This is a genomic window from Bacteroides sp. An19 (assembly GCF_002160215.1).
GTDB lineage: Bacteria > Bacteroidota > Bacteroidia > Bacteroidales > Bacteroidaceae > Phocaeicola > Phocaeicola intestinalis.
Genome location: NZ_NFKD01000028.1, coordinates 1 through 20,656 on the forward strand (window position 1 = coordinate 1; position 20,656 = coordinate 20,656).

The 20,656-nt window shown below is 48.2% G+C and carries 19 protein-coding genes; 15 read left to right on the top strand and 4 right to left on the bottom strand.

Annotation, left to right across the window (positions count from 1 at the left end; all coding sequences use genetic code 11):
- Positions 1–298: 298 nt before the first annotated feature.
- The 12 genes from B5F25_RS11375 to rfbB all read left to right on the top strand — a co-directional run bounded on the left by B5F25_RS11375 (position 299) and on the right by rfbB (position 11,396).
- Positions 299–2,620, top strand: a complete 2,322-nt coding sequence (locus B5F25_RS11375; RefSeq protein ID WP_087249667.1) for a TonB-dependent receptor — start codon at positions 299–301, stop codon at positions 2,618–2,620.
- A 40-nt stretch (positions 2,621–2,660) separates the two neighbouring features.
- A complete protein-coding gene (locus B5F25_RS11380) occupies positions 2,661–4,115 on the top strand; it encodes a DUF4374 domain-containing protein (RefSeq protein ID WP_087209953.1) in 1,455 nt (484 codons plus the stop codon).
- 255 nt (positions 4,116–4,370) lie between these two features.
- Entirely contained in the window at positions 4,371–5,333 is a 963-nt protein-coding gene (locus tag B5F25_RS11385; RefSeq protein ID WP_087249669.1) for a PepSY-associated TM helix domain-containing protein, read from the top strand.
- Positions 5,334–5,421: 88 nt separating this feature from the next.
- Complete coding sequence (locus tag B5F25_RS11390; RefSeq protein ID WP_087249671.1) at positions 5,422–6,657, top strand: 3-phosphoshikimate 1-carboxyvinyltransferase; 1,236 nt, start codon at positions 5,422–5,424, stop codon at positions 6,655–6,657.
- Between the two features lie 2 nt (positions 6,658–6,659).
- Positions 6,660–7,091, top strand: a complete 432-nt coding sequence (locus B5F25_RS11395; protein ID WP_087211684.1) for a phospholipase — start codon at positions 6,660–6,662, stop codon at positions 7,089–7,091.
- A 109-nt stretch (positions 7,092–7,200) separates the two neighbouring features.
- Positions 7,201–8,016, top strand: a complete 816-nt coding sequence (locus B5F25_RS11400; protein WP_087249701.1) for a metal ABC transporter permease — start codon at positions 7,201–7,203, stop codon at positions 8,014–8,016.
- 28 nt (positions 8,017–8,044) lie between these two features.
- Positions 8,045–8,470, top strand: coding sequence for a tRNA (adenosine(37)-N6)-threonylcarbamoyltransferase complex ATPase subunit type 1 TsaE (gene tsaE / locus B5F25_RS11405; protein WP_022038878.1), 426 nt, complete (start codon positions 8,045–8,047; stop codon positions 8,468–8,470).
- 13 nt (positions 8,471–8,483) lie between these two features.
- Positions 8,484–8,705: an immunity 17 family protein gene (locus B5F25_RS11410; protein WP_022038879.1), complete on the top strand. Its 222-nt coding sequence runs from the start codon at positions 8,484–8,486 to the stop codon at positions 8,703–8,705.
- Positions 8,706–8,799: 94 nt separating this feature from the next.
- Positions 8,800–8,970 (top strand): hypothetical protein, encoded by a 171-nt coding sequence (locus B5F25_RS21780; protein WP_162614407.1) that lies wholly within the window; start codon positions 8,800–8,802, stop codon positions 8,968–8,970.
- Positions 8,971–9,068: 98 nt separating this feature from the next.
- On the top strand, positions 9,069–9,701 hold the full coding sequence (locus B5F25_RS11420; protein WP_087211689.1) for a cytidylate kinase-like family protein: 633 nt from the start codon (positions 9,069–9,071) through the stop codon (positions 9,699–9,701).
- A 6-nt stretch (positions 9,702–9,707) separates the two neighbouring features.
- Positions 9,708–10,199 carry a metallophosphoesterase family protein gene (locus B5F25_RS11425; RefSeq protein ID WP_022038881.1) on the top strand — a complete coding sequence of 164 codons (492 nt, stop codon included), beginning with the start codon at positions 9,708–9,710 and terminating at the stop codon, positions 10,197–10,199.
- A 57-nt stretch (positions 10,200–10,256) separates the two neighbouring features.
- On the top strand, positions 10,257–11,396 hold the full coding sequence (gene rfbB / locus B5F25_RS11430; RefSeq protein WP_022038882.1) for a dTDP-glucose 4,6-dehydratase: 1,140 nt from the start codon (positions 10,257–10,259) through the stop codon (positions 11,394–11,396).
- 210 nt (positions 11,397–11,606) lie between these two features.
- Here rfbB and B5F25_RS11435 read toward each other — a convergent pair whose 3' ends face one another.
- The 4 genes from B5F25_RS11435 to thrA all read right to left on the bottom strand — a co-directional run bounded on the left by B5F25_RS11435 (position 11,607) and on the right by thrA (position 16,943).
- Positions 11,607–11,777 (bottom strand): hypothetical protein, encoded by a 171-nt coding sequence (locus tag B5F25_RS11435; protein ID WP_158098050.1) that lies wholly within the window; start codon positions 11,775–11,777, stop codon positions 11,607–11,609.
- Between the two features lie 75 nt (positions 11,778–11,852).
- Positions 11,853–13,157, bottom strand: a complete 1,305-nt coding sequence (gene thrC, locus B5F25_RS11440) for a threonine synthase (protein WP_022038883.1) — start codon at positions 13,155–13,157, stop codon at positions 11,853–11,855.
- Positions 13,158–13,174: 17 nt separating this feature from the next.
- Positions 13,175–14,386 (bottom strand): cofactor-independent phosphoglycerate mutase, encoded by a 1,212-nt coding sequence (locus tag B5F25_RS11445; RefSeq protein WP_087249677.1) that lies wholly within the window; start codon positions 14,384–14,386, stop codon positions 13,175–13,177.
- 124 nt (positions 14,387–14,510) lie between these two features.
- Positions 14,511–16,943, bottom strand: a complete 2,433-nt coding sequence (gene thrA, locus B5F25_RS11450; RefSeq protein ID WP_087249679.1) for a bifunctional aspartate kinase/homoserine dehydrogenase I — start codon at positions 16,941–16,943, stop codon at positions 14,511–14,513.
- A gap of 492 nt (positions 16,944–17,435) precedes the next feature.
- On the opposite strand from thrA, the gene frr reads away from it, so the two are divergent.
- From frr to B5F25_RS11465, 3 genes are all read left to right on the top strand, one after another.
- A complete protein-coding gene (gene frr, locus B5F25_RS11455) occupies positions 17,436–17,996 on the top strand; it encodes a ribosome recycling factor (protein WP_022038887.1) in 561 nt (186 codons plus the stop codon).
- A 133-nt stretch (positions 17,997–18,129) separates the two neighbouring features.
- Positions 18,130–19,065, top strand: a complete 936-nt coding sequence (gene rsgA, locus B5F25_RS11460) for a ribosome small subunit-dependent GTPase A (RefSeq protein ID WP_087211701.1) — start codon at positions 18,130–18,132, stop codon at positions 19,063–19,065.
- 15 nt (positions 19,066–19,080) lie between these two features.
- The gene (locus tag B5F25_RS11465) at positions 19,081–20,544 is read left to right on the top strand and encodes an MFS transporter (protein ID WP_087249681.1); all 1,464 of its coding nucleotides are present in this window, start codon (positions 19,081–19,083) and stop codon (positions 20,542–20,544) included.
- Positions 20,545–20,656 lie beyond the last annotated feature (112 nt).

The window sequence follows — 20,656 nt, forward strand, 5'->3', positions numbered from 1 at the left end:
ATTTTGTATTGCCGGATGACCCTGATTCCGGGCTTCCACCGCCTTCCTCCGCCCTTTTCGCTACGCTCCAAGGACGGAGGAAGGCGGTGGCGGAGTTGCACTTCTAACTTGACGGTGGGCGCAAATTACAAAGGCGGAATACCTACTTTTGGGGATTGCAGCACAAAAGCAGACTCCGTACCTTTGCAGCGTAATTAGAATCATTAAAAATAACAATAAAAAAATGACAAAACACTGCGTCCTCACATTAATTTGCTTATTAATGTGTTCTCTCACTGTTTCGGCACAAAAACGAGCCATGCTGTCGGGAAAAATCATTTCGGCAGAAGATAAAAGCATCATCGACTTCGCCACCGTTTATCTGCAAGGCACCAGTTATGGATGTACCACCAACGAACGGGGCATCTATCATCTGAAAGCTCCCGCAGGTACCTATACATTGGTAGTTTCCGCCATCGGATTTGAGACATTCGAAGAACAAATCACCTTGAAAAATGAAGAGCGTACCCGGCAGACCATCGTGCTAAAGACTGCTACACACCAACTGGATGAAGTGGTAGTAGTATCCAACGGGGTGAGCCGTGTGCAGAAATCGGCATTCAACGCCGTAGCACTGGACACACGGGAGCTACACAACTCCACCAAAAGCCTGAGCGATGCCCTGACCCAACTGCCCGGACTGAAACTGCGCGAATCGGGAGGCGTAGGCTCAGACATGCAACTGATGCTGGACGGTTTCTCGGGCAAGCATGTAAAAATATTCATCGACGGAGTACCTCAGGAGGGTGCTGGTACAGCATTCGACATCAACAACATACCGGTAAACTTTGCCGAACGTATTGAAGTATATAAAGGTGTGGTCCCCGTAGGCTTCGGTACCGATGCTTTGGGAGGAGTCATCAATATTGTGACCAACAAGCGTCGCCGTAGCTGGCATCTGGACGCTTCGTACTCGTATGGATCATTCAATACGCACAAATCATACATCAACTTCGGACAAACCTTCCGCAACGGACTGATGTATGAAATAAACGCTTTCCAAAACTTCTCGGACAACGATTACTACATCGACAACTATATTACCGAATTCGGCGATGATGGCATAACAGAAAATACCGACCGCAATAAAATCTATCACATACGCCGCTTCAACGACCAGTTTCATAACGAAGCCATCATCGGGAAAGTGGGTCTTGTAGACAAAAAATGGGCAGACCGCCTGATGCTGGGTTTCACCTTCTCTAATTTCTACAAAGAAATACAGACAGGTGTATACCAGTATATCGTCTTTGGTGAGAAACACCGCAAGGGACACTCGTTCGTTCCTTCACTGGAATACAGCAAACGCAATCTCTTCACCAAAGGACTGGATGTGATGCTGACCGCCAACTATAATCATAACATTACAAATAACATCGACACCGCCACATATAAATACAACTGGCTGGGAGACCGCAAGTTCACCGGAAGTCATGGCGAACAGTCGTATCAAGACAACGAATCAAAGAATACCAACTGGAACGGAACCTTTACCGCCAACTACCGCATCGGAACGGCACATACATTTACGTTGAATCACGTCTTGAGCACCTTCCGGCGCACCACCCGTTCGTATGTAGACGGGAGTTCGAAGATTTCCGACTTCAGCATACCTAAAATCACACGCAAGAATATCACGGGCCTCTCATACCGCCTGATGCCTACAGAAAAATGGAACTTCTCAGCTTTCGGGAAATATTACAACCAGTATAACCAAGGTCCGGTATCGCAAAGCGAAGACGGTGTAGGCAATTACATCGGCAGGCACAGGCATACCAGCGCATTCGGATACGGAGCCGCCGGCACATACTTCATCATCAAAGGGCTCCAGGCAAAGCTTTCGTATGAAAAAGCATACCGTCTGCCTACCACCGATGAGCTATTCGGCGATGAAGACCTGGAAGCCGGTAAAACCGATCTGCGTCCCGAAAAAAGTGACAACGTGAACTTCAACCTCAGCTATAACCGCCAGTTCGGCAAGCACGGCATCTATGTGGAAGGTACGCTGATTTACCGCGACACAAAAGATTATATCCAACGCGGACTGAGCACCGTAAGTGGAATGAGTTACGGCATCTACGAAAATCACGGACGGGTGAAGACGAAAGGTTTCAACATATCGGCACGTTACAATTACTCCCGCTGGTTCTCATTGGGAGGCACATACAACAACATCAACGTACGTGATGATGAACGTTACACTGCGGAAAATACCCAGCAGCAAAGTGCCACGTACGGCCAACGTATGCCGAACCTCCCATATGTTTTTGCCAACTTCGATGCCAGCTTCACATGGCACGACCTTTTCGCTGAAGGCAATGTACTTACCATATCGTACGACGGATACTACCAACACGAATTCCCTTTATATTGGGAACGCTTTGGCGACCCTTCTACCAAGAGTCGAGTACCCGAACAGCTCTCACATAACCTGAGCATCGGCTATTCGATAAAAAACGGACGGTACAACCTCTCACTGGAATGCCGGAACCTGACGGACGAAAAACTTTACGATAACTTCAGCCTCCAAAAAGCCGGCCGTGCCTTTTACGGCAAATTCCGCGTATACTTCGGAGGATAAAGACTGGAACAGAAATTATTAAACTTAAATACAAACAAGGATGAAGAAAAAACATTTCTCATGGGCACTGATGGCTGCCCTCTCTTTCGGCTGTATCTGTACTACAGCTTGCAGTGATGACGAAACCGTACAAACCGAAGAACCGGATCCTACACCCGACCCTAATCCCGATACCCCTACAGACGAAACCCTCAGCCGTTTCGTAATTGTGGCAGAAGCAGGTCAAGGCTCCAACACAGCAACTTACCTCGTAACGTCCGAATCGCTGGACGAAGGTCAAGTGACGGCTTTGGGCAACGGATACGAGACCGAAACAGCCTCCAACTGGATATTCTATCGCGAAAACTACCTGTTCAGCTTCCAATACAACGATGGAAATAACGGAACCGGTTTCTCCTTTAAGCTGAACGATGCCGGCAATGTAGTGGAAGACCGCCAGTACACATTCAACCGTACGACAACATACGGCACGTGGGGAGACAATGTAATAACCGCCTCTACCAATGCCGGCACCGCCGAACAAGACAACGAAGGCAATTATGCCTATTATCTGCAATTCAATTACCTGAGCGTACTGGACGGAAGTACCGTTACCGGAAGCCGTATTGCCGAAAACTTCCTGGGTAATGGTGAACGGGTAAGTTTTGCTGGCTTTGTAGAAGCAAACAACCGCCTTTACACATCAGTAGTTCCCATGGGGATGAGCCACTATGGCGTAAATACCTATCCCGAATATATCGTAGACCCATCGTATGTGGCAAATGGAAGCGGAGGAAGCGGTTCGGGACAATATACCGCTGGAATGATTCCCACAACCCAGTATCCGGACAGTGCTTTCGTCGCCATTTATAGTGGAGACGATTTCAACGAGACTCCTGTCATTGCCCGTACCGGTAAAATCGGTTTTGCCAGCGGACGTATGCGCTCTCAATACTACCAGACAATTTGGGCAGCAGACAATGGCGACCTCTATGTATTCTCACCGGGTTACGGACGTACTACCACCACACCGGTAACCAATAACGACGGTACCCAGTTCAACCGCGTGCAAGGTCAGCTGCCTTCGGGAGTAGTGCGTATCAAAGCAGGCGAAACCGTATTCGATGATAACTATTACGTAAATCTGGAAATGCTGGGAAACAAAAACCCAATGTTTCGTTGCTGGCACATCACAGACGATTATTTCCTGCTTCAAATGTATAGCGAAGGAGCCGAAAATATGAGTGGAACCAGTGCTCCACGCAATGAATTGGCTGTATTCAAAGGCGAAGAAGGCACACTGACCGTAGTAACCGGCTTACCCGATGCCAATACACTTTCCAGCATCGGCACCCCGTGTAGCGACAATGGATACGCCTATATCCCCATCGTAACGACCAGTTCCGAAAACAGCCAGACCATTTACCGCATCGACCCCACTACAGGCGTGGCTACAACCGGCCTGCAAGTAAATGATGTCATATCTGTATCGGCATTAGGAAAACTCTCAAAATAACGGAATAAACCTTTTCACCACAGAGGAGACACGGAGTAACACAAAAAAAATGAAAAGCTCTGTGCGCCTCTGTGATTAAGATAAGTGATACGACTGACTTACTTATGTGAAACGCCCGAGTCACTTATGTGAAACGGCCAACGCACTTATGTTCATCAAAACGCATGCTTGAACCAACTCTCTATTCTATTATGATGACATCTACAATAGGCACATTGTAATTCATCCCTGTAGCGATCTAAACATCTGTACACAATGAGAAAACTTTTTGCAAAACTCCACCTTTGGCTCTCGCTCCCTTTAGGCATCATCATCAGTATCATTTGTTTGTCGGGAGCAGCTCTGGTATTCGAACGGGATATTACCCAGGCACTTCAACGTTCGCTTTATACCGTTGTTCCTCCTTCAGAAGATGTCCAGCCTCTCTCTCCTTCCCAACTGGCAACGCACATCCAAGCACAAGTGTCCGACTCGCTCCACCTTTCTTCACTTCTGCTTTCAGCCAATCCGCACGAAACAGCTTTTGCCTCATTCCGCGAAACAGGCCGGAAACAGCTTAGTGTCAATCCCTATACAGGGGAAGTACTGGGCTGGACCCAATCGTATCCCTTCTTCCAGACCATGCGTAAACTACACCGTTGGCTGCTGGACCCACCTGCCTCGAAAGGCGAAAAGTCGGTAGGAAAAATCATTGTAGGAATCACCACACTAGTGATGGTATTTATCCTGATAAGCGGACTCATCATCTGGATACCTCGCACACGCAAGGCACTGAAAAACCGCCTCAGCGTGTCGTGCACCAAAGGTTGGCGCCGTTTCTGGTACGATAGTCATGTGGCAATAGGATTTTATAGCACTCTTTTCCTGCTTGTAATGGCACTCACCGGACTCACGTGGTCTTTCGGCTGGTACCGCACGGCTGCTTATTCGCTCTTCGGCGAAACGCCCTCTTCCACACAAGTACGTCACACAGACAAAGGCAAAGACAGGTCCCGCAAAGACGAAGTGAAAATCACTTGGAAAGATGCAAACGCCTCCGCCCCACAAAGCCTGAAAGGATGGTTTTATGCCTTCCATACCGGAAGCTGGGGAGGAATAACCACCAAAATACTTTATTTTCTTGCCGCGCTCTTTGGAGGTATCCTCCCTTTAAGCGGATATTATTTATGGTGGAAACGGACACGCCGGCGAGAAAAATCCCAAATCCGCAGAGATTAACATCGCAGACCGAATCATATTTCCAAGATGTATCCGGTATCTCATTTTTTTATCTTATCTTTGTCGCCGGAACAACAACACACATCGTATGAAGCGAATCATTTTAACTTCCCCCGACAAGATATACGGCAACATCACGTTGCCTTCCTCGAAAAGCATCTGCAACCGTGCACTCATTATCAACGCACTGGCACAAGCTTTCTCGAAACCGGAAAACCTTTCTGATTGCGATGACACACGCGTGATGATACATGCCCTGCAAGAAATGCCTCCGGTTATCGATATCGGGGCTGCAGGCACTGCCATGCGCTTCCTGACCGCTTTCCTGTCTGTACATCCGGGCACACACATACTGACCGGAACCCAACGTATGCAGCAACGCCCCATCGGCTTACTGGTCAATGCCTTACGTACACTGGGAGCAGACGTGGAATATAGCGGGAACGAAGGCTATCCACCTTTGCGCATTACGGGACGCCAACTGATAAACCATGATGTTACGCTACCGGGCAACGTCAGTTCGCAATACATTTCTGCCCTACTGATGATTGGTCCTGCCCTGAAAAACGGACTCACACTCAACCTGACAGGAGAAATCATTTCCCGTCCGTATATTGACCTTACCCTGCACTTGATGAAAAGTTTCGGTGCAAAAGCCGGATGGGCAAATGAAAAACAACTCTATGTCGAACCTCATCCTTACGAAGCACCCTCATCGTATTACGTGGAAAGCGACTGGAGCGCTGCATCATATTGGTATGAAATCTGTGCCCTCGCGCCCGAAGCACAAATAGAACTTCCGGGGCTGTTCCGGCAAAGCCCGCAAGGAGATGCATACGTAGCCCACCTTTTCTCGTCGCTGGGTGTCAAGACACAATACCTTGACCACAAAGTAGTGCTACAAAAAGAAGGCAAACCGGTATCGCAGATGACATACAATTTCATCAACCAGCCTGACTTGGCACAGACGTTTGTGGTGACCTGCGCCTTACTGAATATCCCTTTCCGGTTCAGTGGACTGCAAAGCTTGAAAATCAAAGAAACCGACCGTATAGCCGCCCTGATGAAAGAAATGAAGAAACTGGGCTATGTGCTGACCGAAACTGACAGCTGTATCTTGGAATGGAACGGAGAACGGTGCCCTTCCGACATATCCCCCTGCATCGATACATACGAAGACCACCGGATGGCAATGGCTTTTGCTCCTGCCTGCATTCCACTAGGGAAATTATCCATCAACAACCCGCAGGTAGTGAGTAAATCATATCCTCACTTCTGGGACGACCTGCAGGCGACTGGATTCACCATCAACGGGAAAAACTGACTATGGGAATACTCCTTATTATATTGGCAGGCGTCATCCTGTTTGGACTGGTAGCCGGATATTTCTATAACCGGAATCTACACCGGAAAATTGCACGAGGAGAACTGAAAGAAGCCCCACCTGTGGTTACGGTGGATAGCGAATGCTGCGGACAACACGCCGTATGTGAAAAAGAAAGCCTCCTGGCCGCCGTAAGCCGACAAATAGAATATTACGATGACGAAGAGCTGGACCGCTTCAAAGGACGTCCGGCAGACCAATACACGGCAGACGAAACGGACGAGTTTCGCGATATTCTTTACTCAATGCAGGAAGAAGATGTAGCAGGATGGAGCCGTAGCTTGCAATTAAGGGGTATCAATCTACCCGACGAACTGAAAGATGAATTGTTTCTCATTGTGGGAGAAAGAAGAAACAATGCAATAAACAACTAAAATCAAGTACCGGGTTCTTTTGTTTTTGAGTTGGTAAGTTTATAAGCTACAGGTATGCTTCGGCCTAAAGACTCAAAGACTTACGGACGAACAAACTCATTTGCTTATGATGGATTTACTACAATACACTTTTTTCCAACATGCCTTGTTGGGAAGCCTGTTTGCCAGCATTGCCTGCGGTATCATCGGCACCTACATTGTCACACGCCGGCTGGTATTCATCAGCGGAGGTATCACTCACGCTTCGTTCGGAGGCATCGGCATCGGACTTTACACCGGTATCCCGCCCATACTTGCCGCCGCCATTTTCTCAGTACTCTCTGCATTCGGAGTAGAATGGCTCAGCAAGCGAAGCGATATGCGCGAAGATTCTGCCATTGCCGTATTCTGGACATTCGGAATGGCTATCGGCATCATTTTCAGCTTCCTTTCCCCAGGATTCACGCCCGATCTTTCATCGTTTCTTTTCGGGAACATCCTGACCATCACACAAGGAGATATCCTTTTGCTAGGCATACTAAGCAGTGTGCTTACCATATTTTTCGCCCTTTTCCTGCGCCCCATCGTAGCCATTGCATTCGATCCTGAATTTGCCCGTTCACAGCGGATGCCCGTCACATGCTTCGAATATATTCTGATGATGTTCATCGCCCTTACCATCGTATCTTGCTTGCGTATGGTGGGCATCGTGCTGGCAATCTCACTCCTCACCTTACCCCAGATGACCGCTAACCTGTTCACATACAGATTCAAGCACATCATTTGGCTTTCCATCGGCATCGGATATATCAGTTGCCTGGGAGGGCTAATCCTCTCCTACCACTATCAGATACCATCAGGAGCATCCATCATTTTTGTGTCCATCTTATTCTATGCACTCGCAAAGTTGAGCCGTATGAGATACAAGCTACGAAAAAATCATTAACTTTGCAAAAAGTTTATCCAACAAGTATATGAAAATAACGATTACAGACCTCGAGCATATCCATGAAGCGGCAAAAGCTTTCATCGCCGCTATGGGTGACAACACTGTGTTTGCTTTCTACGGCAAAATGGGAGCCGGAAAAACCACATTTATCAAAGCTGTTTGCGAAGAACTGGGCGTGACTGATGTCATCAACTCACCCACATTCGCCATCGTAAACGAATACCGTTCGGACACCACAGGCGAACTGATTTACCACTTCGACTTCTACCGTATCAAAAAGCTGGAAGAAGTATACGATATGGGTTATGAAGACTATTTCTACAGCGGTGCCTTGTGTTTCATCGAATGGCCTGAACTGATAGACGACTTGCTCCCGGGTGATGCCGTGAAAGTCCGAATCGACGAATTGGAAGACGGAAGCCGAACGGTCAGCATCGACGCCGAAGCATAATATCGACATCACAATGGCCGTACATTATATCATACAAGCCTTGTTTGTGCTGGTGGGTATGCTCGCCCTGCTGGCAGCATTGTTCAACTGGGATTGGTTCTTCACCGCACACAATACCCGTTTCATCGTGGCCAATGCCGGAAGGAAGCGGGCACGCTTGTTTTATGCCGCTATCGGCCTGTTAATGATAGCTACGGGAATATTTTTCTTTCTGTCAATAAAAGGATGCATCTGATTACAATCACACAAATGCCCCGATTAGAAGATAATCCTCTCCGTCATTGAAAATAATCTGCATAATTTAGAAGCTGTTTTGAATTTATCGTGCGATGATTTGGGATGAGTTTTTGAGGCATTTTTGCTTCTGTGATGAGGAAGATAGCGGGCTATCTGACGAAGAACAGGAGCGAAAAGGACCAAAAAATCGCCCAAAGCACACACGGAAACGGATACATCAAGTCAAGAAAAACTTTTTGGAGAAATTCAAAACAGCTTCTTAGATACATTTGCCCCGATTCTCTTACGGTTTTATTTCCTTATTTCCTTTTTTTTATTTACATTTGCTCTATACATTAACAATAATTCAAACAGAAGCGTTATGAACGAGCATTTTGTAATCAATCTTGGTCGACAATTAGGGAGCGGCGGAAAAGAAATCGGAGAAAAACTGGCAAAAGACCTTGGCATCGCCTTTTACGACAAAGAACTGATAAACCTCGCATCAAAAGAAAGCGGATTATGTAAAGAGTTTTTCGAGAAAGCCGACGAAAAGGCTTCGCAAAGCCTGTTAGGAGGACTGTTCGGAACACGGTTCCCCTTCATTACCGAAGGAGCTTATCCTTATAATTCGTACTTGAGCAATGACTCTCTGTTCAAAATCCAAAGCGATGTCATCCGCCACCTTGCTGAAAAACAATCATGCCTCTTTGTAGGACGATGTGCCGACTATGTATTGCGTGACCATCCGCGATGTGCCAACGTCTTTGTATCAGCCTCCCCCCAAGCACGCATCGAGCGCCTGACCAAACGACTGAACATCAGCGAAGAAAAAGCAGAAGAAATTATGGAAAAAGCCGACAAGAAACGCTCTTCCTACTATAATTATTATAGCTACAACACATGGGGAGCCGCCGCGACATACCACCTTTGCATCGACTCGTCAGTACTGGGAATCGACGGAACAGTCGATTTCATCAGGCAATTCGTCAAGCTGAAACTGCAACTCCCATAAATAACAATGACCACCATCGGACTCTTATCAGACACACACGGCTATTGGGACGGACGTTACCTGAAATATTTCGAACCGTGTGACGAAATATGGCATGCAGGAGACATCGGTTCCCTGGAAATCATACAAAAGCTGGAAGCTTTCCGTCCGTTACGTGCCGTGTATGGCAACATCGACGGACAAGACATCCGTCTGCGCTTCCCCGAAATCAACCGGTTTACCATAGATGAAACAGATGTACTCATCAAGCACATCGGAGGATATCCCGGGAAATATGACCCGTCGGTACGGAATATTTTATCAACCCATCCTCCCCGGTTGTTCATCAGCGGCCACTCGCACATCCTGAAAGTGAAATATGATTCCAAGCTGGGACTGCTGCACATCAATCCGGGTGCTGCCGGCAAGTATGGCTTCCATACAGTACGCACTTTGGTACGCTTCCGTATCGATAAAGGTAATTTTTCTGACCTGGAAGTAATAGAATTAAACGAATAATGCTTGCTTGATTGAAAAATCTTTCCGAAATTTGCACCGCTTAAACAAAGTAACATTATGAAAACCTATTTAGTTACAGGAGCAGCCGGATTTATCGGTGCTAATTATATAAAATACATTCTTGCTAAACATGAAGATATACGGGTAGTCGTATTGGATGCTCTGACATACGCCGGCAACTTAGGCACTATTGCCAAAGATATAGACGACGATCGTTGCTATTTCATCAAAGGAAATATCTGCGACCGCAATCTTGCCGACCAGTTGTTTTCTGAATACAAATTTGACTATATCATCAACTTTGCAGCAGAGAGCCACGTGGACCGAAGCATCGAAAACCCACAACTTTTTCTACAGACCAACATTTTAGGAACACAAAACCTACTGGATGCAGCCCGCTGTGCATGGGTGACCGGTAAAGACGAACAAGGCTATCCGACGTGGAGGCGCGATGTACGTTTCCATCAGGTGTCCACCGATGAAGTATATGGTTCATTGGGAGATGAAGGCTTCTTTACCGAAGATACCCCATTATGTCCGCACAGCCCGTATAGTGCATCAAAAGCCAGTGCAGACTTCATCGTCCTTGCCTATCGTGACACTTACAAAATGCCTGTAACCATTACACGATGCTCGAACAACTACGGTCCTTACCAATTTCCAGAAAAACTGATTCCATTGGTAATAAAGAACATACTCGAAGGCAAGAGACTGCCGGTATATGGAAAAGGTACGAATGTACGTGACTGGCTGTATGTAGAAGACCATTGCAAAGCCATTGACCTCGTAGTATGTCACGGGAAAAACGGAGAAATATACAACGTAGGAGGACACAATGAAAAACAAAACATCGAAATTGTCCGATTAATCATTGGCACTATTTACCAGATAATGGAAAAAGAACCCGACTACCGGAAGATGCTGAAGAAAAAAGAAACGAACGAAAACGGACAAATCAAAATTGATTGGATAAACGAATCACTGATTACTTTTGTCAAAGACCGTCTGGGTCATGACCAACGTTACGCCATCGATCCATCAAAAATAACTCATGACTTGGGGTGGGTGCCCGAAACCAAATTTGAAGACGGCATTGTCAAAACCGTGAAATGGTATCTGGACAATCAGGAATGGGTAAAAAACGTAACAAGCGGAGATTACCAGAACTATTACGAAAATATGTACAAAAATAAATAGAATTTTCAAACCGGGGGATTCTACAAATAAATGTCCGCCATTAGCCAATCCGTCTGAGTTGAAAACGCAGTAGTACTGCATCTGCCGATGAAGATATATTCGTAAGCCGATGAAGTATATATTCAACCGCGAATGCAGTATATATGCATTTTTTAAGGATATGCATTGGCTGTTGGCGGACATTTATCCATTTTCTGCAAATTGACTGTATTAAGAAGCTGTTTTGAATTTCTCCAAAAAGTTTTTCTTGGCTTGATGTATCCGTTTTCGTGCGTGCTTTGGGCGATTTTTTGGTCCTTTCCGCTCCTGTTCTTCGTCAGATAGCCCGCTATCTTCCTCATCACAAAAGCGAAAATGCCTCAAAAACTCATCCCAAATCATCGCACGATAAATTCAAAACAGCTTCTAAGGATGAAGAATGAGTGATGTTTCACCTCATTCTTCATCCTTAATTCTTCATTTTTCATTCATCAAGTATGCCTTGAACGAAGCGAAGTCTTTCGGCATCGGGACGCTTTGCTTCGTACCGCGCATAAACGCCTGAAGCTTTTCGGGGATATCCACCTTGGTTCCGATAATGGCTTCCACCGTCTGCAAGAACTTTGCCGGATGGGCTGTTTCGAGGAACACTCCCGTTTCGCCCGGCTTCAAGCCTTCCGCCAGCGCACGATAACCGCACGCCCCGTGAGGGTCGAGCAGGTATCCGGTTTCCTCGTAAGCCTTCTGCACGGTTTCGCGAATCTGCTCATCGGTATAAGTCTCGCCACTGATTTCGCCGGAGATAGCCTCGTGGCTTCCTCCGTATAAGTCGAGGATACGGGCGAAGTTGCTGGGGTCGCCCACATCCATGGCATTGGCAATGGTCGCTACCGAAGGACGCGGCGTATAGACACCCGTCTTCAAGTATTGATAGAAAATATCATTGCGGTTATTGGCGGCGATAAAGCGTTTTACCGGAAGCCCCATCCGCTTGCCGAAAAGCCCTGCCGTAATGTTTCCGAAGTTCCCGCTGGGCACGCAGATGACCAGATTGTCCGCCTTGCCCTGCTTCTTCATCTGGGCATAAGCGTAAAAATAATAGAAAGCCTGAGGCAAGAAGCGCGCCACATTGATGGAATTGGCAGAGGTCAGCTGCATGTGCGCCTTCAGCTCTTCGTCCATAAACGCGTTTTTCACCAGTGCCTGGCAATCGTCGAACGTGCCGTCCACCTCAATGGCGGTGATGTTCTGCCCCAGCGTGGTGAACTGCTTTTCCTGTATCTCGCTCACCTTCCCTTTCGGGTAAAGCACATACACATGAATGCCTTCCACACCCAGGAAACCGTTTGCCACGGCACTTCCCGTATCGCCCGACGTAGCTACCAGTACATTGACCTGCTTCTTTCCTTCCTTGCGGATGAAATAGCCCAAGAGGCGTGCCATAAAGCGTCCGCCCACGTCCTTGAACGCCAGCGTAGGCCCGTGGAAGAGCTCCAGCGAATAGATATTGTCTTTCACCTTCACCACCGGCGCATCAAAGCTCAAGGTGTCATATACAATCTGCTTCAAGACATCCGCCGGCACATCTTCTCCGAAGAAAGCGTCCGCCACGCGGTAAGCGATTTCCTGAAACGAAAGGTTTTCTATCTCATCGTAAAACGATGCGGGCAAAGGCTTGATTTCGCGGGGCATGTAAAGCCCTTTGTCACCTGCCAGTCCGCGCACTACGGCTTCTTCCAGTGTAGCGTCGGAAGCCTGCTTATTGGTACTGTAATATTTCATAATCTGTGGTGAAAGTTTCAGCTATTCATAAATAAATTCATAAACTCGTCTTTTTCCAACATGCCGTATCCGCCTTCCCGGCACGACACCTCATCGTATGCCTGCACCGCATCCGGCTCAATGCCCGGATAATAAATCAAGAAAGGTATCGGCTCGGCGGTATGCGTGCGCAATTCGCACGGGGTCGGATGGTCGGGAAGCACGGCTATCGCCACCGGTTCGTCCCAGTCTTTTACCGCTTCCCAAATGGGTTTAACGGCACGCTGGTCCAGATATTCGATGGTCTTCAACTTCAAGTCTACATCGCCCTCATGTCCTGCCTCATCGCTTGCTTCGATGTGCAGGTAAACGAAATCATCGGTCTTCAGGGCATCGATGGCGGCTTGTGCCTTGCCTTCGTAATTGGTGGTATAAAGCCCCGTGGCACCCTCTACATCGATGCACCGGAGTCCGGCATAGCGTCCGATGCCCCGGATGAGGTCGACCGCCGTAATCACCGAGCCCTTGCGGATGGAGGGGTATTTATTCGCCAACGGCTCCATCTTCGGGCGATAGCCCGGACTCCAGGGCCAGATGCTGTTCGCCGGGTCTTTGCCCTCGCTCATCCGTTTCAGGTTAAGCGGATGCGAAGCCAGCAAGTCTTGCGAAGCCATAATCAGCCCGTTCAGCAAATCGGCGGTTTCTTGCGCTTCGGGAACCAACGCCTTCACCAGATTCGGGCGGAAGGGCTGCAACGGGATGTCGTGCGGAGGCACGCAAGCCACGTGTTTGTTTCCGCCTTTCACCACCAGCAAATGCCGGTATTGCACGCCGGTATAGAAATGGATACGGTCGGAGCCTAAGCGTTCTTCCAAGGCACGAATCAGCTCGTCGGCTTCTTCGGTGGTGATGTGGCCTGCCGAATGATTCTTCAGGGTATCGCCCTCTATGCATACCAGGTTGCAGCGCATCGCCATGTCATCCGGCTCCAAATCGACTCCGATGCTGGCGGCTTCCAACACCCCGCGTCCCTCGTACACCGTAGGCAGGTCGTACCCCATCACCGACATGTTCGCCACCTCGCTTCCCGGATGAAACCCGTCGGCTACGGTCTTCAGCATTCCGGTGCGTCCCATGCGTGCCAGCATATCCATGCAGGGCGTATGGGCATATTGCAATAAAGTCTTGTTTCCCAGAGAGGGGACAGCCCAATCCGCCATCCCGTCTCCTAATATAATCAGATGTTTCATTTCGTTTTCTTTTTAGTTGACCGGGTAACTAGGTACTAGTTGACTAGATACTAGGTTTTAGGTACTTTAAGAATCGGACTATTCAAAACCTAGTCCCTAGTACCTAGTCACCTGGTACCTAAACTTAAATATTCGCAATGCTCATAATATCCGCAAACACTCCGGCGGCGGTCACGCTCGCACCGGCTCCATAGCCTTGGATAAGCATCGGATATTCGTTATAGCGCTCGGTGGTAAGCAAGATGATATTATTGCTTCCCGCCAGTTCGTAGAACGGATGATGGCGGTCTACCTCTACCAGTTCTACCACTCCCTTTCCGCCTTCGAAGCGTGCCACGAACCGCCAGCGCTTGCCTTCACGCTCCAACACCTTGCGGCGTGCCTCGAAATCGGCATCCAGCGAAGGTATCTTGCGCCAGAAGTCATCCAGCGACCCTTCGAAGAAGCTGTCGGGAATGAACAAGTGTTTCTCTACATCTTCCTGGTTCAGGCGATAACCTGCTTCACGTGCCAGGATGACCAACTTGCGCACCACATCGGTTCCGCTCAAGTCAATACGCGGGTCGGGTTCGGAATATCCTTGCTCCTTTGCGTTCCGGATGGTTTGGCTCAAAGGTACATCGGCACTGATTTCATTGAAGATATAATTCAGCGTGCCGCTCAATACAGCTTCGATTTTCAATATCTTGTCTCCGCTATTAATCAGGTCATTGATGGTATTGATGACCGGAAGTCCTGCTCCTACATTGGTCTCGAACAAAAACTTCACACCCCGATGGCGGGCTATCCGCTTCAACTCGGCATAAATCTCATAATCCGAAGAAGCCGCAATCTTGTTTGCCGCCACCACCGAGATGTTATGCCCCAGGAAATCCTTATACAAGGAAGCGATTTCGGGGCTGGCTGTACAATCCACAAACACCGAGTTGAAGATATTCATCCCGATAATCTCATCGTGCAATACCTGCACCGATGAAGGCATGCCCTTTTCTTCCAGTTCCTCACGGTAATGGGCAAGGTCGATTCCCGCACGGGTGAACATTGCCTTGTGCCCGTTGGCGATTCCCACGATTTTCAGGTTCAGCCCCCGTTCCTGCTTCAAGCGTTCCTGCTGGCCGTGTATCTGGTCTATCAGGCTATGCCCCACCGTACCGATGCCGCAAATGAAAAGGTTCAGCACTTGATATTCGGAAAGAAAAAACGAATCGTGGATGACATTCAAGGTCTTGCGGAGCGAACCGCCTTCTACCACAAACGAGATATTGGTTTCCGACGCACCTTGCGCACAGGCTATCACGTTAATGCCGTTCCGCCCCAGCGTACCGAAGAGCTTTCCGGCAATGCCCGGCGTATGCTTCATGTTTTCACCCACAATAGCTACCGTAGCAAGCCCTCCCTCGGCTTTCATCGGGCTGATTTCGCCCATTTCGATTTCCTTGGCGAACTCTTCATCGAGCACCTTGCAGGCAAGTGCCGCATCTTCATTGCGCACGCCGATAGAAGTAGAGTTTTCCGAAGAAGCCTGCGATACGAGAAACACACTGATGCCGTTCTCCGCCAGGGTCTTGAAGATGCGGTAGTTCACGCCGATAACGCCTACCATACCCAGTCCGGTCATCGTAATAAGGCACGTGTCGTTGATAGAAGAAATGCCCTTGATGGCTTTCGAAGAATGGTCTGCCTCCTGCTTCACGATAGTGCCCGGAGCGTCGGGATTGAATGTATTCTTTATTAATATAGGTATATTCTTATGGCACACCGGATAGATAGTAGGCGGATAAACCACCTTCGCGCCGAAGTTGCAAAGCTCCATCGCCTCCACATAGCTCAGTTCGGTGATGGGGTAAGCGGTGCTGATGACCCTCGGGTCGGCGGTCATAAACCCGTCCACATCCGTCCATATCTCCAGCACATCGGCATCCAGCGCCGCGGCGATGATAGAAGCGGTATAATCAGAACCGCCCCTGCCCAGATTAGTCACTTCGCCCGTATCCTTATCCGACGAGATAAAGCCCGGCACCAACGATACGCGCGGAATCTCACGGAAGGTCTCGCGCACCAGACGGTTGGTCAGTTCCGAGTCGAGGATATGCTTGTTGTGCTTCTTTTCCGTCTTGATGAACAGGCGGGAGTCGAACCATTGCGCCCCGTCGATGAGCGTAGCCACGATGATGGAAGACAAACGCTCGCCATAGCTCACGATGGTCGACGAGGTCTTGGGCGAAAGGTCGCGTATCAGGTAAATGCCTTGAAAGATATCCTTCAATTCGCTCAGCAGCTCATTCACACAATCGAGAAGCAACTCCCGTTTCTCGCCCGCAGGAATCACCGTATAAACCATTTCGATGTGGCGGTTCACGATTTCCTTCATCTCTTTCTCGTATCCCGAATCGCCCGATGCCGCCATGTTCGAAGTCTTTATCAACTTGTCGGTGATGCCTCCCAACGCCGAAACCACTACGATTACCTTATCATCTATCGCCTCAACTATTTTCTTTACATTCAACATGCTGTTGACGGAACCTACCGACGTTCCGCCGAATTTCAATACTTTCATACGATTGTTCGATAAAACTAATTGATGGCACACGATGAACCCTTAAAAAATCCGTTTCATCTGTGTGCGATGAATTATAAACACTTATTATTGAATCATAAAAATGAAGAAATGCCTGCGTCCACAGGCGTGTATCACGTAGAAACACCATTATACAACCGCTCAACCCCGAGGGGTCATCCCAGTGGCAGATGTATAGAGGGACATACGCCCCGTGGCACACATCAGAATGATATGTAGATTGTTCCGGTTCATGTATAATTGTTTTATCGTTCGCAAATATAGTAACATTTTTCCATAAACAAACATATTCGGCGTTTTTTTTGGAATAATCCGTCAAAGTTCATGCCCGCGAAGCCGAAAACAAGCGTCAAAGGACGGATGATTGCACACTTTCCAGCGAAAATCTTCACAAACTATTGCAAGAGAATAAAAAATCCCCTATTTTTGTTCACATAAACTTATCGACAAAATATTTAAAGCAACAAGAATATGGCAGATTCTAAAACTATCCTCAGCAGCGCTGAAGAAAAAATGGATATGGCAATCATGTATCTGGAAGATGCTTTGGCACATATCCGCGCCGGAAAAGCCGATGTACGTCTGCTTGACGGCATCCGTGTAGATTCATATGGAAGCATGGTTCCTATTAATAATGTAGCGGCGGTCACTACCCCCGATGCACGAAGCATCGCCATCAAACCGTGGGACAAGAGCATGTTCCGCATCATCGAAAAAGCGATTATCGACTCCGACCTGGGTATCATGCCCGAAAACAACGGCGAAATCATCCGCATCGGCATCCCTCCACTGACAGAAGAGCGCCGTAAACAACTCGCCAAGCAATGCAAGGCAGAAGGTGAAACGGCAAAAGTAAGCGTACGAAATGCACGCCGCGATGCCATCGACTCCTTGAAGAAAGCTGTAAAAGACGGTATGCCCGAAGACGAGCAGAAGAATTCGGAAGCCAAGCTCCAGAAATCGCATGACAAGTACATCAAGCAAATAGATGACATGCTGGCGGCTAAAGACAAAGAAATCATGACTGTATAATTTTATAGCTGACTAGGTTACAAGGTACTAGTTGACTAGGTTGTAGATACTAGTTGACCAGGTTACTTGATACGACTTGAGTATCTAAGACCTAGTGCCTGGTACCTGGTCAACTAGTCAACTAAATAAAACATTGGAAAAAGGATTAGTCATCAAGAACACCGGAAGCTGGTATGTGGTAAAGACCGAAGACGGAAGGCAGATTGAATGCAAGATAAAAGGGAACTTCCGCCTGAAGGGAATACGCAGCACCAATCCCATTGCGGTAGGCGACCGTGTACAAATCGCCTTGAACCCCGAAGGGACCGCCTTCATCACCGAAATAGAAGACCGCAAGAACTACATCATCCGCCGGGCTTCGAACCTCTCCAAGCAATCGCATATCATTGCAGCCAACCTCGACTTGTGCATGTTGGTAGTAACCGTCAATTATCCCGAAACCTCCACTATCTTTATCGACCGTTTCTTGGCTTCCGCCGAAGCCTATCGGGTGCCGGTAGCACTGGTGTTTAACAAGACCGACCTCTATTCGGAAGACGAATTGCGCTATTTGGAAGGGCTTATTCACCTTTACACCCATATCGGATATCCTTGCTTCCGCATTTCTGCCCTAAATAATGAAGGCATCAATGAAATAAAGGAAGAACTGAAAGGGAAAATCACCCTCTTTTCAGGACATTCGGGCGTAGGGAAATCAACGCTTATCAATGCCATCCTGCCCGAAGCACACCTGAAAACCGGAGAAATATCCACAGCCCATAACAAAGGCATGCACACCACGACTTTTTCTGAAATGTTCCCCGTAGAAGGCGAAGGATATATCATCGACACACCGGGCATCAAAGGATTCGGCACCTTCGACATGAAAGACGAAGAAGTGAGCCATTACTTCAAAGAGATTTTCGAATTCTCCGCGCATTGCAAGTACGGGAACTGCACCCACCGGCACGAACCGGGCTGCGCCGTACGCGAAGCCGTAGAGAACCATTACATCAGTGAGTCACGTTATGCCTCTTACCTGAATATACTGGAAGACCGTGAAGAAGGCAAATACCGCTCTGCATATTAATTTCTATAAACCCTTATGAAAACACGACCAAACAAGATGACCAACTTCCGCTGGACCATCTGCTTTATGCTTTTTATGGCAACCACCATCAACTACATGGACCGGCAAGTTCTTTCGCTCACATGGAAAGACTTTATCGCACCCGAATTCCATTGGACTGACACCGACTACGGATTCATAGCCGGCGTGTTCGCCATCGTCTATGCCCTTGGAATGCTTTTTGCCGGACGGGTCATCGACTGGATGGGCACACGCAAAGGATATCTTTGGACAATCGGAATCTGGTCATTAGGTGCCTGCCTCCATGCCTTTTGTGGCATCGCTACCGAATGGTGGGTAGGCGTAGATAATGTAGAAGCCCTGAAACAAGCCGAAACCGGTTCGGCATTGGCACTAAGCATCGCCACAGTGAGCGTTTATTTCTTCATTGCCGCACGATGTATTTTAGCCATCGGCGAAGCAGGCAATTTTCCTGTGGCCACCAAGGTCGCCGCCGAGTATTTTCCGAAGAAAGACCGTGCTTTCCCAACCAGTATCTACAATAGTGGAGCTGCAATCGGTGCACTTGTCGCCCCGGTCAGCATCCCTACCCTGGCAAGCTATTTCCGCGATTTAGGCGTAGGAAACGGTTGGGAAATGGCATTCGTCATCATCGGTGCGTTAGGCTTCGTATGGATGGGCTTCTGGGTATTCCTCTACAAACGCCCGCGCGAAAGCCGTTTGGTGAACGAAGCCGAACTGGCATACATCGAACAAAATGAAGAAGAAGAAGAAGAGCCACAAGCCTCCTCAGAGGGAGAAAACCTACCCAAGATGTCTTTCCTGCAATGCATCCGCTACAAACAGGCATGGGCATTCGCCGTAGGCAAATTCCTGACCGACGGCATCTGGTGGTTCTTCCTGTTCTGGACTCCCGCTTATTTGAGCGATGTCTACCACCTGCCCTCCAACGCCCCGATGGCACAATTGCTCATCTTCGTCCTCTATGCCATCACAATGCTATCCATCATCGGAGGATGGCTCCCCACTTACTTCGTGGAGAAAAAAGGAATGAACCCCTATAAGGGACGTATGCGCGCCATGCTTATCTTTGCCTTTTTCCCAATCATCACCTTACTAGCCCAACCGCTGGGAGCCTATTCATATTGGTACCCGATAATTATTATAGGTATAGCCGGAGCAGCCCACCAGGCATGGTCCTCCAATATTTATTGTACCGTGAGCGACATGTTCCCGCAAAACGCCATCGCCACCATCATCGGCTTCGGAGGCATGGCGGGAGGCATCGGCTCTTCGCTCATCAATATGGGTTCGGGAGTCCTGTTCGATTATGCCGCCAACACCCAGCTCGCCTTTATGGGCTTTACAGGAAAGCCGGCAGGATATTTCATCATCTTCTGCATCTGCTCGGTGGCATACCTCATCGGATGGATTATCATGAAAGCACTTGTTCCTGAATACAAACCCATCAAACCGTAAAAAACTGTTTTAAATCTATCGGTCTAAATCTGCACACGATAAATTCAAAACTGTTTCTAAAAATGTAAAATAAATAGCATGCATTTCCATGCTCCGATACAAACATTGACAA

Excerpts from the sequence above, each read along its gene's own strand:
- B5F25_RS11375 (WP_087249667.1), top strand. The coding sequence starts at position 299 with ATGCTGTCGGGAAAAATCATTTCGGCAGAAGATAAAAGCATCATCGAC.
- B5F25_RS11380 (WP_087209953.1), top strand. The coding sequence starts at position 2,661 with ATGAAGAAAAAACATTTCTCATGGGCACTGATGGCTGCCCTCTCTTTC.
- B5F25_RS11385 (WP_087249669.1), top strand. The coding sequence starts at position 4,371 with ATGAGAAAACTTTTTGCAAAACTCCACCTTTGGCTCTCGCTCCCTTTA.
- B5F25_RS11390 (WP_087249671.1), top strand. The coding sequence starts at position 5,422 with ATGAAGCGAATCATTTTAACTTCCCCCGACAAGATATACGGCAACATC.
- B5F25_RS11395 (WP_087211684.1), top strand. The coding sequence starts at position 6,660 with ATGGGAATACTCCTTATTATATTGGCAGGCGTCATCCTGTTTGGACTG.
- B5F25_RS11400 (WP_087249701.1), top strand. The coding sequence starts at position 7,201 with ATGGATTTACTACAATACACTTTTTTCCAACATGCCTTGTTGGGAAGC.
- tsaE (WP_022038878.1), top strand. The coding sequence starts at position 8,045 with ATGAAAATAACGATTACAGACCTCGAGCATATCCATGAAGCGGCAAAA.
- B5F25_RS11410 (WP_022038879.1), top strand. The coding sequence starts at position 8,484 with ATGGCCGTACATTATATCATACAAGCCTTGTTTGTGCTGGTGGGTATG.
- B5F25_RS21780 (WP_162614407.1), top strand. The coding sequence starts at position 8,800 with ATGATTTGGGATGAGTTTTTGAGGCATTTTTGCTTCTGTGATGAGGAA.
- B5F25_RS11420 (WP_087211689.1), top strand. The coding sequence starts at position 9,069 with ATGAACGAGCATTTTGTAATCAATCTTGGTCGACAATTAGGGAGCGGC.
- B5F25_RS11425 (WP_022038881.1), top strand. The coding sequence starts at position 9,708 with ATGACCACCATCGGACTCTTATCAGACACACACGGCTATTGGGACGGA.
- rfbB (WP_022038882.1), top strand. The coding sequence starts at position 10,257 with ATGAAAACCTATTTAGTTACAGGAGCAGCCGGATTTATCGGTGCTAAT.
- B5F25_RS11435 (WP_158098050.1), bottom strand. The coding sequence starts at position 11,777 with ATGATTTGGGATGAGTTTTTGAGGCATTTTCGCTTTTGTGATGAGGAA.
- thrC (WP_022038883.1), bottom strand. The coding sequence starts at position 13,157 with ATGAAATATTACAGTACCAATAAGCAGGCTTCCGACGCTACACTGGAA.
- B5F25_RS11445 (WP_087249677.1), bottom strand. The coding sequence starts at position 14,386 with ATGAAACATCTGATTATATTAGGAGACGGGATGGCGGATTGGGCTGTC.
- thrA (WP_087249679.1), bottom strand. The coding sequence starts at position 16,943 with ATGAAAGTATTGAAATTCGGCGGAACGTCGGTAGGTTCCGTCAACAGC.
- frr (WP_022038887.1), top strand. The coding sequence starts at position 17,436 with ATGGCAGATTCTAAAACTATCCTCAGCAGCGCTGAAGAAAAAATGGAT.
- B5F25_RS11465 (WP_087249681.1), top strand. The coding sequence starts at position 19,081 with ATGAAAACACGACCAAACAAGATGACCAACTTCCGCTGGACCATCTGC.